Genomic DNA, 13,368 nt, shown 5'->3' on the forward strand with positions numbered 1-13,368 from the left:
CTCGATCATGTTCAAGGTCGAACCTCCGGCGATGATCGCGCATCCGTAACCCCGTTCTTCAACCAGCGAGGTTACCCAATGAGACTGAAATCTCTCCTCATCGCCCTTTCCCTGTGCACGGCAGCAACTGCTGCCATTGCCGCCGAACCCGTCGGCGTTCGCAAGATCAGCGTCGTCATCCAGGACTATCCGCGGCCGCTTGCGGTCACCGTCTGGTATCCATCAAAGGGCGACGGACAGGTGGACAAGCCGAATTACGACAGGATTTTCGACACCGGTTCCGCCGCCGTGAATGCGACGATCCGCGAAGGCCGTTTTCCGCTTGTGCTTTTGTCGCATGGCTCAGGTTCACGCGCCGAAGGCATGGGCTGGATCGCCACTGAGTTGGCCAAGGCCGGTTACATCGTCGCCGGGCCGAACCATCCCGGCACGACAAGCGGCGATTCCACGCCGGCTGCCACGCCGAAGATCTGGGAGCGCACCCAGGACATTTCGGTTCTGATCGACGCGCTGGCGACAGATGCCCGCTGGCAGACGTCCATAGATCAGAAGCGCATCGGCATTCTGGGCTTCTCGCTCGGCGGCTCGACGGCAATGGAACTGGCCGGAGCCAAAGGCGATCTTTCCGCCTACACGCGCTACTGCGACGAAAACCCCGGCATGATGGATTGCACGTGGTTTGCCGGCGGTCGCGGTTATGCCGGCGGCGAGCAGGTGGAGGTTGCGCCGCTCAAGCTTGCCGACATCGACAGGGCACGCTTCGAACAACAGAACGGTGATGCCAGGATCACCTCCGTCATCGCGGTCGATCCCGGCCTTGCCACCACCTTCCAGAAGGCAAGCCTTGAAGGCATCGACGTGCCTGTGACGCTGATCAATCTCGGCAGCCCTGGCCAGGTGCCGATGGCCGTACTTTCCGACCAGCTGGCAAAGGACATCCCCGGCGCGTCGTACCTGCAGGTGGCGGATGCCGATCACTACAGCTTCCTGCCTGTCTGCAAGCCAGGCGCTTCGGATTTCCTCAAATCCGTCGGCGAAACCGACCCGATCTGCGAGGAAACAAAGCGTCCGCGGGCAGACATCCATGCGGAGCTTGGCCGGCTTATCGTCGAGGCTTTCGGCAGGACGCTGCAGGCCGGCAATTGAGACAATGGAAGGCCGGGATCACCGGCCTTCCTTCATCCGATCCGCTTGTAGAAGATCGTCGTGTCGCAAAAACCACCCTGTGGCCACAGCGCATAATCGGGAATGACGCCGACGCGCTGCCAGCCGAAGCGCGGATAGATTTTTTCCGCTTCGCTGCCGGTCGCCGTGTCGAGAACCAGAAGCGAGCGGCCGCGGCGGGCCGCCTCTTCTTCCACCGCCGCCATCAGCCTGCGCGACAGGCCAAGTCCGCGGCTGGAGCGATGCACGAGCAGCTTCATCAGATCACCGCGATGCGGCTGGTTGGGTTTCGAAGCGAGCCCAACCTGGACCGTGCCGATCACCCGCCCGTCGATTTCAGCCACACCGAGAATGATGCCGCCCTTTTCCACCTCGGTGGCGATATCACTCCAATAGGCCTCTCCATCCTGCGGCTGAAACGGCAGCATGAAACCCAGCGAGGCGCCGCCATTGATGCAGTCGGCTAGCACCTCGCAGAGGTCCGGAATGGCGGCACGCGCGCTTGTCGCATCGAAGATGCGGATCGTGGCAGTCATTGATGTTCCCTTTGTTATTTAGCGTCCGCGGTTCAGGATCACCGCGTAACGGGCAGGCTTGTCGGATGGATTGTAGAAGTCGAAGGCGTCGCCAATATCCATAAACAGGCAGTCGCCCGGCTGCAGCCGATGGGTGGCGTCGGGTAGCACCATCTCGAGCATGCCTTCGAACAGCCAGACATGCTGGGTCATGACCCGGCTTTCCTCCCGCGGCGGAAAACTGACCCTAGCGCCAGCCGGAAACTCGATCTCGACGATATCGACCGGGCTTGGCATGCCCGGCGGCGAAACCGAGCGACGCAGATATCCGGTCGTCGGGTCTCGCCACAGCCGCTGTTCCGCTCGCCTCGACAAGGGCGAAGACGACGGTTCTTCCGGTGCAAAGAAAGCCGAAAGCGTCAAGCCAAGCCCCTCGCACAGCCGCGCCAGAAGGGCCGCCGTCGGGCTTGCCTCGGCGCGCTCGATACGGGAGATCATCGCGCGGCTGACACCGGAGCGATCCGCCAGTTGATCGAGCGTCAGACCTGAGCTGGCGCGCAGGCTTTTCAGCCGCTCGCCGATTGCGATTTCCAGTTCACTATCTGAATTTTCCATTATCAGAGAATTTCACTCTCCCATCATGGAGTCAAGGATTTTGACGTTCCGTCGGAAAATTCGCCGCGGTGGCGTTTGTACGATAGCGAAACCACTGCGCGATAGGATAAGCAGGCCGGGTAGATGGCGCAAAGCATAGCGGCTTTTGGAGAATTTACATGACGGCTCAGGCGCAGGTCAGAGTTTCGCCCCTCTCCATCGCGAGCATCATCCTATCGATGACGATTGCCGCCATCGGCAGCGGCATCATGGCCACTTACGTCCCCTTCGTGCTGACCCAGAGCGGAGAGACATGGGCAGCGCGCCTTGCAGTTCCTGCACTTGCCTTTGGCGGCCTGCTCGGCTGCGTGCTTGCCGGCCCACTGATCCGTCGTGTCGGTCATGCCCGCCTCTTCGCCTGCTCGATGTCGATGGTCATTATCGGCGCGGTTCTGGTTGCAGCCGACCTGCCGGCCGCCTGGTGGATCCTCGCGCGCGCGATCTATGGCGCGGCTTCCAACGTCAATTTCATCATCGCCCAGAGCTGGCTCAACCACGCCGCCTCCAACGAATGGCGCGGAAGGGCGATGTCCTTCTTCTATATGGCCTTTGTGCTTGCGCTCGGCGGCGGCGCATGGCTGTTCGGGCAGGTGCCGGCGGACAGCAATCTTGCACCGCTCATCGTCGTTTTCGTCACCGCGCTCTCCATCCTCCCGATCGGACTTACTCGCCTGCCGAACCCGCCTGCACCGGCCAGCGTCAGCGTCAATGTCAGGATGGCTTGGAAGATCTCGCCGGTCGGCCTTGTCGGCGTGCTTGCCTCGGGCGGTCTATCGATGGTCGTGCAGGGCTTTACCCCGATCTACGCGACGCTCAACGGCGTGACACAGGGCGAGGTAGCGCTGTTGATGCTGGTGATGCAGACCGGGCTTTTGTTCGTGCAATATCCTCTCGGCATCATTTCAGACCGGCTCGATCGCCGCGTCGTGCTGCTCTTCACCTGCGGGCTGATCGTTGTTGCGGGTTTTGCGGCGCTGATGGTGTCGTTTACCACTTTCGTGCTTCTGATGATCGTCTTCCTCGTTTTCGGTGGGGCAGTGGAAACCGTCTATTCGGTCGCCAATGCGCATGCGAATGACCGCGCCGATCCGGGCGATTTCGTGCCTTTGTCCTCCACCCTTCTCGTCGCATGGTCGACGGCTGCAACGATCGTGCCGCTCTGCATCACCTTCCTCGCGCCGGTCCTTGGCCAGCAGACCTTCATCTATGCGATCATTCTGGTGGCGACCGCCTATGGCCTCTATATCGTCTTCCGCCTGAAGGAACGCGGACCGGCACCGGAAGACGAGCGCGAAAGCCACGAGATGCGAAGCGCGCAGATGCCGAACGCCGCGACCATGACGGAACCGGGGGCTGCAGAGGCTCAGGCGGAAGCCAAGGCGCAGGCCCTGGAGGGCTGATAGTCAACAAACGGTTATCTTCCCCCTTTGCGGCGGGGATTGTCACTGATATATGCGCGAACCATGAGCACCAATTCCCGCACGCCGCTTGACCATATCCGCAACTTCTCGATCGTGGCCCATATCGACCACGGCAAGTCGACCCTGGCCGACCGTCTGATCCAGACGACCGGCGGCCTTGCCGAACGCGACATGTCGGAACAGGTTCTCGACTCGATGGATATCGAGCGCGAACGCGGCATTACCATCAAGGCCCAGACCGTCCGCCTGCATTACAAGGCGAACAATGGCGAGACCTATATCCTCAATCTGATCGACACGCCCGGCCATGTCGACTTCGCCTATGAAGTCTCGCGTTCGCTCAGCGCCTGCGAAGGTTCGCTGCTCGTCGTCGACGCCTCCCAGGGCGTCGAAGCGCAGACGCTGGCCAACGTCTATCAAGCGATCGACAACAATCACGAGATCGTCACCGTCCTCAACAAGATCGACCTTCCCGCGGCCGAACCGGATCGGATCAAGGAACAGATCGAGGAAGTTATCGGCATAGATGCCTCCCAAGCCGTGCTGATCTCAGCCAAGACCGGCCTCGGCATTCCCGACGTTCTCGAAGCCATCGTCCACCAGCTGCCGCCGCCGAAAAGCGAAGCCGGCGACAAGGGCCCGCTGAAGGCCCTGCTGGTCGACAGCTGGTATGACACCTATCTCGGCGTCATGGTTCTGGTGCGTATCCTCGACGGCGTACTCTCCAAGGGCCAGACCATCCGGATGATGGGCACGGACGCAAAATACCAGGTCGAACGCGTCGGCGTGCTGACGCCGAAGATGCTGGCCGTCGACTCACTCGGTCCGGGCGAAATCGGTTTCTTCACCGGCTCGATCAAGGAAGTTGCCGATACCCGCGTCGGCGATACTATTACCGAAGACAAGAAGCCGACGGCGAAGGCCCTGCCGGGCTTCAAGCCGGCCCAGCCGGTGGTGTTCTGCGGTCTCTTCCCTGTTGATGCCGCCGATTTCGAAGACCTGCGCGCGGCGATGGGCAAGCTTCGCCTCAACGATGCGTCCTTCTCGTTCGAAATGGAATCGTCTGCCGCTCTCGGCTTCGGTTTCCGCTGCGGCTTCCTCGGCCTGCTGCATCTGGAAATCATTCAGGAGCGCCTCGAGCGCGAGTTCGACCTCGACCTGATCGCAACCGCTCCTTCGGTCGTCTATCATCTTCACATGACGGATGGCTCGATGAAGGAGCTGCACAATCCGGCCGACATGCCGGATGTGGTCAAGATCGCTTCGATCGAGGAGCCGTGGATCAAGGCAACGATCCTGACACCGGACGATTATCTAGGTGGCATCCTGAAGCTCTGCCAGGACCGCCGCGGCATCCAGACTGAACTGACCTATGTCGGCAAGCGCGCCATGCTGAGCTATGAGCTTCCGCTCAATGAAGTGGTGTTCGACTTCTACGACCGCTTGAAGTCTATATCCAAGGGTTATGCCTCGTTCGATTACCATCTGCACGGCTATCGCGAAGGCAATCTCGTGAAGATGTCGATCATGGTCAATGGCGAGCCAGTCGATGCGCTTTCCATGCTCGTTCACCGTTCGGCGGCGGAAAAGCGCGGCCGCGACATGTGCGAGAAGCTCAAGGATCTGATCCCGCGACACATGTTCAAGATTCCGATCCAGGCAGCAATCGGCGGCAACGTGATTGCCCGCGAGACGATCTCGGCGATGCGCAAGGACGTGACGGCCAAGTGTTACGGTGGCGACGCCACCCGCAAGCGTAAACTTCTGGACAAACAGAAGGAAGGCAAGAAGCGGATGCGCCAATTCGGCAAGGTCGATATCCCGCAGGAAGCGTTTATCGCAGCGCTGAAGATGAAGGACGACTGATCACATCTCGACTTTCAAAAAAATGCCGCCCGAGGGCGGCATTTTTTATTGGGAGCACGGCAACTTCACTCAGCTGCCGCCCTGATTGCCGCCCTCGCACGCGCCTTGCGGGCGATGCTTTCGGCAAACAATGGGGTTTCGCGATGATTATGGTCGCCGCCGGCCGCCTGTCGCGCAGCTGCGGCCTGCTCGAATGTCTGACCGTGCTTTGCAATGAAATCCATGAACATATCAGTCGGATGGCAGGTGACGCGGTTGGTGTAGCGGGTGCGGTTGCCGTCAATCGCTTCAGCGATCAGTTCCCAGATGACATTGACCTGCGTGCGCTCACCCAATGGCGTGAAGACGTCCGAAATCGAATTCATCCGGCAATAGGAGGGCGTTGCCTCGTCTGCGACATAGTGCTGGACGACCAGACCAGTGCCGATCATCTCGACATTGATCGACATGCGGCGTCCGTCATCGGTGAAGGTCGCTCCCGCAGCAATGTGGTCGGGCGGGCAGCAGCGCTGGTACTCAGCCTCCGGCAGATTGAAGAGCCAGTCGGCGATATCGACCTCATCGAGAGGAGTGTCGATATCGTGGGAATAAGCGGATTGGGAAAGGATCTTGTCGGCCAGAATTTTCATCGTGGTTTCCTTCAATCTGTCTGTCTCCGCAGGCTCACTGCAATCCGCATGTCGAGCGGAAGAAGAAGACCGACCGGAGAGGTTTGAATGAGCAAAATTCCTGTTCTGCTCGTGAAGAAAGCTCTCACCTGCTCGCCCGGACCTCAATCATACATGGGGCTCTCGATGCTAACCTTGGGTTTATCCGCCATGCTCTGCGGTATGACGGATGATCGTTTTTGATCGCGCCGTGCGGAATTGCCGCCACTGGTGGTCAAATTCAGCAGAAGTGCCGTCTTGATCGCCCCAATCCGACTGACTAGGAGTCGACACACTCAACCTCCGCCAGTCAGGACCGCATCCCGTGCCCAACTTCCCCTTTTCCGAAAGCGATCCGATCCAGTTTCATGGCCCCCTCCCGAAACGTTCGGATGTGGTGATCATCGGCGGCGGCGTGATCGGGGTAACCACCGCGCTTTATCTGGCGGAAAAGGGCGTCGCGGTGACGCTTGTCGAAAAGGGGCGGATCGCGGCGGAACAGTCGTCGCGGAACTGGGGCTGGATCCGCCAGCAGGGGCGCGATGCGGACGAGCTGCCGATCGTCATAGAAGCCTGCCGGCTATGGAAGCAGCTTGCGGAGGAATGCGGCGAGGATATTGGTCTCGCGCAGACCGGCGTCACTTATCTCGCCAATTCGGCAAAGGAGATGGCCGATTTCGACGACTTCATGACGATCGCCGCCCGGCACGATGTCGATACGCGACTGTTGAGTTCGGCCGAGACGGCGGCGCTCATTCCCGGCATGGCGCGCAAGTTCCATGGGGCGATGACGACCCCTTCGGACATGCGGGCGGAACCCTGGCTTGCCGTGCCTGCCCTTGCGCGGCTCGCAGCACGCAAGGGCGCCACGATCGTCGAAAACTGCGCCGCCCGCAGCCTCGACATTTCCGCTGGCCGGATCAGCGGCGTGTGGACCGAGACCGGATTGATCGAAACCTCCAGCGTATTGGTCGCCGGCGGCGCATGGTCGTCGCTGCTGTTGCGTCTGCATGGCGTGTCCATCCCGCAGCTCAGCGTTCGCTCCACGGTCGCAGCCACCGAACCGATGCCTGAGGTTCACGCGGGAGCTGGGGTCGATAGTCACGTCGCCTTCCGTCGTCGGCAGGATGGCGGCTACACACTGGCTCCCGGCAGCGGCAGCGCGCTTTATGTCGGGCCGGACTCTTTCCGGCACGCGATCAAATACCTGCCGGCGCTCCTCGATAATCCTTTCGGCCTTCGTTATTTGCCCGCAGCGCCCTCCGGCTTTCCCGATGCATGGTCGACGCGCAGAACATGGACGGCCGACGAAACCAGCCCGTTCGAGCGGATGCGCATCCTCAACCCCGCTTCCTCGCAAAAGGGGTTGCGTTCGGTGCAACGCGAGTTCGCCCGGCTTTTCCCCGATCTTGGCCCGGTGCGCCTGAAAACCGGATGGGCGGGAATGATCGATGCGATGCCGGATGTCGTGCCGGTGGTCGATCGCGTCGAGGCGATCGGCGGCCTGTTCGTCGCAACCGGCATGAGCGGCCATGGCTTCGGTATCGGGCCCGGTATCGGCCGCGTTGTTGCCGATCTCATAAAGGGCCATGCCGTTGGACATGATCTGAGCCGGTTCCGGTTGTCGCGCTTTTCCGATGGTAGCGCGATCAAACTGGGGCCGGCGCTTTAGAAGGACAATTGCTTCACAAGCTCGAAAAGTCTTGCGACGGCCGGGTTTTTCGATGCCGTGGGAGCGCAGAGTACGACGTCAAATTCAGGCGGATCGATCAGCGGGCGGGAGACTATGGTCTCGCCGAGATCGCTGCAGAGCGATTGCGGGATCAGAGCAACGCCCAAGCCTTCCCCCACCAGCCTTATGATCGTGTGCTGCAGGCGTGGCTCCAGCGCGAAATGCGGAACGATACCGTCTGCTGCGCAATAGGCCCCGATAGCCGAACGCAATGTCGGCACCACCGATGCTGGAGCGGCGATCAGCCTTTCCGACGCCAAGGCCTGAGCCCCCACCTTTTCAGCTGAGGCCAGCGGATGATCAGAGTGGACGATCAGGCGAAGCCGATCACGCGCAAGGAGCCGGGTCCGAAGATGCGGCGCCGTCGGATTTCCAAGAGTGACTGCGGCATCCAGCCGCGCTTCCAACAGAAGCTCATCAATATCGCTCGGCAACCTTTCTTCGAGAACGAGCCGCACATCCGGTGCAGCATCAGATAGCAGGCGCACAAGTTTCGGCACGATGCCCTGCGCCGCATACATGGTGAAACCCAGTCTCAACTCGCCCTTGGCACCGTTCGCGACAAGCTGTACGTCGCGGCACGCCGCCTCGAACCCGGCCAGTACTGATCGGCAATCATTGAGGAAATGCTTGCCCGCCGTCGTCAGCACGACATTGCGGGAATTACGTTCGAACAGCCGGACGCCGAGCGCCTTTTCAATCGCCGCAATCTGCCGGCTGAAAGGCGGCTGGCTCATGTTCATACGGGCTGCTGCCTGACCGAAATGAAGGGTCTCCGCCAGTGCAACGAAATAGCGCATATGGCGCGTATCCATTTGATACCTCCAGAGTATCAATTCGGCACTTTAATGACATTGGATTATATCGATCAATAGCGCTAGGCAAGGGACAGCGAAAATTCGAGCCTGCCGACATGCTGACCAACCTTTTGATCGTCCTACCCATATTTGCACTTATTCTTGCCGGCTGGATTGCCCGGAAAAGCGGTGCACTCGGGCCAAATGCGACGCGCGAGGTCAACCGATTGGTCGTCTATCTTGCCCTTCCTGCATTGTTGTTCGACATCATGGCAAATGCAAAGATCGAGCAGATCTGGCAACCCGGTTTCATCCTCGCTTTCAGCGCCGGCTGTGCGGTCATCTTTGTCGGTACGCTGTTCTGGCGAGTGGCCAAGGGCCGGCATCTCGCAGATGCTGCGGTCGATGCGCTGAATGCAAGTTACGCCAATACAGGTTTTGTCGGCTTTCCGCTGGTCCTGTCGCTTGTTGGCGCTAGCGGCATGGCACCAACGCTGATCGCAACCATCCTCACGGTCTGCATCCTGTTTGCCGTCGCCATCATTCTAATCGAGGGCGGGCTTCAGTCAGAGACCCGCCGCCGCGACATCGCGTTCAAGACGCTTGCCTCGCTCTGCAAGAACCCGCTGCTTGTCGCGCCCGTGCTCGGCGCCATCTTCATGCTATCCGGCTGGGCGCTACCGCAGCCGGTCCATTCATTCATGAAGCTGCTTTCGGGTGCGGCCTCGCCTTGCGCACTGATCGCGCTCGGTCTCTTCCTTGCCGGTCCGCAGGCGGCGACGGCAACAAACAGGCTTTCCACCACCGGCATTCTGGTCGCCCTGAAACTAATCGCCCATCCGCTCGTCACCTGGGTGGTTGCCGGGCCGCTGCTCGGCCTGCCTGCGGGCTCGGTGCATGTAGCGGTTCTGCTCGCGACCTTGCCGACCGGTACCGGTCCATTCATGCTGGCGGAATTCTACAACAGGGAGGCAAGCCTGACCGGACGCGTCGTGCTGATATCGACCATCCTCTCGATCCTGACCATCTCGGCCTATCTGTTGATCGCCTGAGGCCTATGAAGACAGCAAGTCTCGCCACCGATATTTTCAGTGACCGTACAGTCCATCGATCATCATGTAATTGCGCTTGAAACCTCTTGGAAAACGGGTCTGCTGCTCCATATAATCGGCGCTTGTCCTACTCCCACGTTTCGGTGAATTCATGAACTATCAGGTCGTATCCGCCCATTGGCCGATTGGCGGAGGCGAAGCGGGGGAACTTGTCCGCGCATTCGACTGGTCGCAGACCTCGCTTGGACCGATTTCCGAATGGCCGCAGCATCTGCGAATCAAGGTCAATTCGATTGTCAATTCGCCCATCCCGCAAGTGCTTATGTGGGGCGATGACCATGTGATGATCTACAACGACGGTTACATCGAAATCGCCGGCAGTTATCATCCCCGCGCGCTCGGCAGCACCGTTCCCGGCATCTGGCCGGAGATCTGGGACTGGAACAGAAAAATTCTCGAAGCCGGCTTTCGCGGGGAAGTGCAATCCTTCCGCGACCAGGCGATGACATTGCATCGCCATGGCGTTCCCGAAGACGTGATTTTCGACCTGTTCTACACGCCGATCTATGCCGAAAGCGGCAAAGTCGACGGTGTTTTGTGCACGGTGCTTGAAAATACCGACAGGGTGAAGGCGGTCAAGGCGCTGGCGGAAAGCCGCGAGGAACTTTCCCAGCTGACCAACGCCCTGCCGATCCTCGTCGGCTTCATCGATCGCGACAGCACCTATCGTTTCGCCAATGAAGGCTACCGGGAATGGTTCGGCCTTCCAGCCGCCGACGTGATCGGCAAACATGTCGCCGACATTGTCGGGCAGGATTACTACAAGACCCGCATCCCGTTCATAAACAAAGCCTTTTCAGGCGAGGCGATCATCAATGACACGGTGATCCGCCGACCCGACGGTGAAAGACGGACGGCGGAAGTGCGTTATGTGCCGCGCCGCACGCCGAAGGGTGAGGTTGACGGCATCTATGTGCTGATCATCGATGTCGAGGCCCGCAAGCGCTCGGAAACCGCGCTTCGCCGCAGCAACAACCGCTTCCGGGCTGCCGTCAACGCCATCCATGGCGTATTGTGGACGAACACGGCTGATGGACGCATGCTCGGCGAACAATCCGGCTGGGCGTCCCTGACCGGTCAATCCTCGGAGGAATATCAAGGCTATGGCTGGTCGAATGCCGTGCATCCGGATGACCGTGCCGGATCCGTGGCCAGCTGGCAGGCCGCGGTTGCCGCCAAGTCCACCTATATCTGGGAGCACCGGGTTCTGCGCCATGATGGCGTCTACCGCACCTTCTCGATCCGCAGTGTGCCGATCATCGGTGCGGATGGCGAGATCGAGGAATGGGTCGGAGTCCATACCGACATCACCGAACAACGTGCAGCCGAAGCCAGCCTGCAGGAACATGCGAGCAATCTGGAGCGGCAGGTTCGCCACCGCATGCGCGCAGAGGAGCAGCTCAAGCAGCTCAACGAAGGCCTGGAGGCGCGAGTCGAGGCGGAGATCGCCGAGCGTCGGCTGGCGGAACGGGCGCTGCAGCAGGCGCAGAAGATGGAATCGATCGGCCAGCTGACCGGCGGCGTCGCGCATGACTTCAACAACCTGCTTCAGGTCGTGGCAGGCAATCTGCAGCTTCTCGCCAAGGACATCGCCGGCAACGAAAATGCCGAGCGGCGCGTTTCAAATGCGCTGGCCGGCGTCCACCGCGGCGCAAAGCTCGCCAGCCAGTTGCTCGCCTTCGGCCGACGTCAGGCACTGGAGCCGCGGGTCATCAATATCGGCCGCTTTATTGCAGGCATGGACGATCTTCTACGCCGGTCGCTGGGCGAGGCAGTCGAGGTTGAGGTCATCGCCAGCGGTGGGCTGTGGAACACCTATGCGGACCCGACGCAGGTGGAAAACGCGCTGCTCAACCTTGCGATCAATGCCCGCGATGCGATGGAGGGATCTGGCAAGCTGACGATCGAGGTCGGCAATGCCTTCCTCGACCAGGATTACGCCCGCGCCCATGCGGAAGTTGCAGCCGGGCAATATGTCCTGCTCGCCGTTACCGATACCGGTTCAGGCATGACGCCCGAAGTTCTGGAAAAGGTGTTCGAGCCGTTCTTCTCGACCAAGCCGGAAGGCAAGGGAACCGGGCTTGGCCTTTCCATGGTCTATGGTTTCGTCAAGCAGTCAGGCGGCCATGTGAAAATCTATAGCGAGGTCGGCCAAGGCACGACCGTCAAGGTCTATCTTCCCCGCTCTGTTGCCGACGAGGATCGCGAGGTGGTCGTTCCTGCCGGCCCTGTCGTCGGCGGAACCGAAACAGTGCTTGTCGTCGAGGATGACGAGGAGGTCCGCACCACCGTTATAGAGACGCTGACCGATCTCGGTTATCGGGTCCTTTCCGCCAAGGATGCTCAGGCAGGCCTCAACGTGGTCGAGAGCGGTATTCCAATCGACGTAATCTTCACCGACGTCGTCATGCCCGGCCCGCTGAAGAGTAGGGAAATGGCGCGCCGTGCCAAGGAGCGTTTACCCAATCTCGCTGTCCTGTTCACCTCGGGTTACACGGAAAACTCGATCGTGCATGGCGGCATTCTCGATGTTGGTGTCGAGCTTCTATCGAAACCCTATACTCGCGAGGCGCTGGCGCGCCGTATCCGCCATGTGATCGCCAACCAGAAGCAAGTGGAACAATCGGCATCTCCAAGAACCGATGTCTCGGAACCTGGCGCCTACCGTTCAGTACCGGCACTGAGGATATTGCTTGTCGAAGACGATTTTCTGATCCGATCCAATACTGCCGAAATACTTATGGAGTTTGGTCACGAAGTGATCGAGGCTTCTAACGGACACGAGGCGCTTCAGGAGCTCGCGAGTTCCGAGATCGATCTGCTGCTGACGGATATCGGCCTGCCGGATACAAGCGGCGGAGAACTGGTAAAACAGGCGATCGAGCTCAAGCAGAGCCTCGCCGTAATTTTTGCGACCGGCGAGAATCAAAAGCCCGATGGAGCCCCAGCTCGGGCTGGCCTGCTGCGCAAACCCTATAATGAGCATGATATTGCAAAGGTGATCGAAAGCGTCATGACCGGGCAATAACTTCCCGAGCCCTCGGCATGTCTGAAACGGGCGACCCGATTGTCCAATCCCGTTGGATTCCACAACATGATACGATCTCACCGGGAAAGGCCTAATGGCCGGGGCGCGGGAGATCAGACGAGGTAATCCATACGCGACCGTCGAATGCTACTTCACCGTGATCAAGCTTGCGGCTTGCAATCTTTTCGATGAGGCAGAGTTTCGAACGGACATTGCCGATGCGGCTGTCATTCACGACACAAACAGCGTGGAATGCTGTGCCCTCCTGCATCAAAAGCAGCGTGTGGTGGGCATTGTCCAGGATCTTTCCGGGCAGCGTCTGGAGCGTCATGCTCTTTCTCCTTGCCGATCATTTCAACCAACCGCCAATCGAGACGATTGCCGGAAGCCTCCCTCAACAAGGTTAATGAATAGTTAAAATTTGCATCAAAA

The 13,368-nt window shown here is 59.9% G+C and carries 11 protein-coding genes; 6 read left to right on the forward strand and 5 right to left on the reverse strand.

The genetic code is table 11. The annotated features are described in order from the left end of the window. Positions 1 to 78 precede the first annotated feature (78 nt). The gene (locus ACI3K0_RS11750) at positions 79 to 1,146 is read left to right on the forward strand and encodes an alpha/beta hydrolase family protein (RefSeq protein WP_404945346.1); all 1,068 of its coding nucleotides are present in this window, start codon (positions 79 to 81) and stop codon (positions 1,144 to 1,146) included. 32 nt (positions 1,147 to 1,178) lie between these two features. Here the strand turns inward: ACI3K0_RS11750 and ACI3K0_RS11755 are convergent, their stop codons facing one another. Together ACI3K0_RS11755 and ACI3K0_RS11760 are read right to left on the reverse strand one after the other, a co-directional pair. Then, positions 1,179 to 1,700: a GNAT family N-acetyltransferase gene (locus tag ACI3K0_RS11755; RefSeq protein WP_183823723.1), complete on the reverse strand. Its 522-nt coding sequence runs from the start codon at positions 1,698 to 1,700 to the stop codon at positions 1,179 to 1,181. Positions 1,701 to 1,718: 18 nt separating this feature from the next. Further along, complete coding sequence (locus ACI3K0_RS11760; protein WP_183824138.1) at positions 1,719 to 2,297, reverse strand: helix-turn-helix transcriptional regulator; 579 nt, start codon at positions 2,295 to 2,297, stop codon at positions 1,719 to 1,721. A 155-nt stretch (positions 2,298 to 2,452) separates the two neighbouring features. On the opposite strand from ACI3K0_RS11760, the gene ACI3K0_RS11765 reads away from it, so the two are divergent. Together ACI3K0_RS11765 and lepA are read left to right on the forward strand one after the other, a co-directional pair. Beyond that, positions 2,453 to 3,733 (forward strand): MFS transporter, encoded by a 1,281-nt coding sequence (locus ACI3K0_RS11765; protein WP_148146093.1) that lies wholly within the window; start codon positions 2,453 to 2,455, stop codon positions 3,731 to 3,733. Positions 3,734 to 3,796: 63 nt separating this feature from the next. Then, positions 3,797 to 5,620: a translation elongation factor 4 gene (lepA, locus tag ACI3K0_RS11770; RefSeq protein WP_183823725.1), complete on the forward strand. Its 1,824-nt coding sequence runs from the start codon at positions 3,797 to 3,799 to the stop codon at positions 5,618 to 5,620. Between the two features lie 65 nt (positions 5,621 to 5,685). Here the strand turns inward: lepA and ACI3K0_RS11775 are convergent, their stop codons facing one another. Further along, positions 5,686 to 6,249, reverse strand: coding sequence for a hypothetical protein (locus ACI3K0_RS11775; RefSeq protein ID WP_183823727.1), 564 nt, complete (start codon positions 6,247 to 6,249; stop codon positions 5,686 to 5,688). Positions 6,250 to 6,592: 343 nt separating this feature from the next. Between ACI3K0_RS11775 and ACI3K0_RS11780 the strand changes: the two genes are divergently transcribed. After that, positions 6,593 to 7,939, forward strand: coding sequence for an NAD(P)/FAD-dependent oxidoreductase (locus ACI3K0_RS11780; protein WP_404945347.1), 1,347 nt, complete (start codon positions 6,593 to 6,595; stop codon positions 7,937 to 7,939). On the opposite strand, the gene ACI3K0_RS11785 is transcribed toward ACI3K0_RS11780, so the two are convergent. After that, positions 7,936 to 8,814, reverse strand: a complete 879-nt coding sequence (locus ACI3K0_RS11785; RefSeq protein WP_183823731.1) for a LysR family transcriptional regulator — start codon at positions 8,812 to 8,814, stop codon at positions 7,936 to 7,938. The two genes, ACI3K0_RS11780 and ACI3K0_RS11785, sit on opposite strands and share 4 nt — an antisense overlap. 98 nt (positions 8,815 to 8,912) lie before the next feature. On the opposite strand from ACI3K0_RS11785, the gene ACI3K0_RS11790 reads away from it, so the two are divergent. Further along, positions 8,913 to 9,848 (forward strand): AEC family transporter, encoded by a 936-nt coding sequence (locus tag ACI3K0_RS11790; RefSeq protein WP_183823733.1) that lies wholly within the window; start codon positions 8,913 to 8,915, stop codon positions 9,846 to 9,848. Positions 9,849 to 9,999: 151 nt separating this feature from the next. Continuing rightward, positions 10,000 to 12,936: a PAS domain-containing protein gene (locus ACI3K0_RS11795; protein ID WP_404945348.1), complete on the forward strand. Its 2,937-nt coding sequence runs from the start codon at positions 10,000 to 10,002 to the stop codon at positions 12,934 to 12,936. A 91-nt stretch (positions 12,937 to 13,027) separates the two neighbouring features. Here ACI3K0_RS11795 and ACI3K0_RS11800 read toward each other — a convergent pair whose 3' ends face one another. Beyond that, positions 13,028 to 13,267: a hypothetical protein gene (locus tag ACI3K0_RS11800; RefSeq protein WP_183823737.1), complete on the reverse strand. Its 240-nt coding sequence runs from the start codon at positions 13,265 to 13,267 to the stop codon at positions 13,028 to 13,030. Between the last annotated feature and the right edge of the window lie 101 nt (positions 13,268 to 13,368).

The organism is Rhizobium sp. ZW T2_16 (assembly GCF_044987325.1).
In the GTDB taxonomy this organism is placed as follows: Bacteria; Pseudomonadota; Alphaproteobacteria; order Rhizobiales; family Rhizobiaceae; genus Neorhizobium; species Neorhizobium cellulosilyticum.

Bases quoted from the DNA above. Each gene is read 5' to 3' on its own strand.
- ACI3K0_RS11750 (WP_404945346.1), top strand. From the start codon at position 79: ATGAGACTGAAATCTCTCCTCATCGCCCTTTCCCTGTGCACGGCAGCA.
- ACI3K0_RS11755 (WP_183823723.1), bottom strand. From the start codon at position 1,700: ATGACTGCCACGATCCGCATCTTCGATGCGACAAGCGCGCGTGCCGCC.
- ACI3K0_RS11765 (WP_148146093.1), top strand. From the start codon at position 2,453: ATGACGGCTCAGGCGCAGGTCAGAGTTTCGCCCCTCTCCATCGCGAGC.
- lepA (WP_183823725.1), top strand. From the start codon at position 3,797: ATGAGCACCAATTCCCGCACGCCGCTTGACCATATCCGCAACTTCTCG.
- ACI3K0_RS11775 (WP_183823727.1), bottom strand. From the start codon at position 6,249: ATGAAAATTCTGGCCGACAAGATCCTTTCCCAATCCGCTTATTCCCAC.
- ACI3K0_RS11785 (WP_183823731.1), bottom strand. From the start codon at position 8,814: ATGGATACGCGCCATATGCGCTATTTCGTTGCACTGGCGGAGACCCTT.
- ACI3K0_RS11790 (WP_183823733.1), top strand. From the start codon at position 8,913: ATGCTGACCAACCTTTTGATCGTCCTACCCATATTTGCACTTATTCTT.
- ACI3K0_RS11795 (WP_404945348.1), top strand. From the start codon at position 10,000: ATGAACTATCAGGTCGTATCCGCCCATTGGCCGATTGGCGGAGGCGAA.
- ACI3K0_RS11800 (WP_183823737.1), bottom strand. From the start codon at position 13,267: ATGACGCTCCAGACGCTGCCCGGAAAGATCCTGGACAATGCCCACCAC.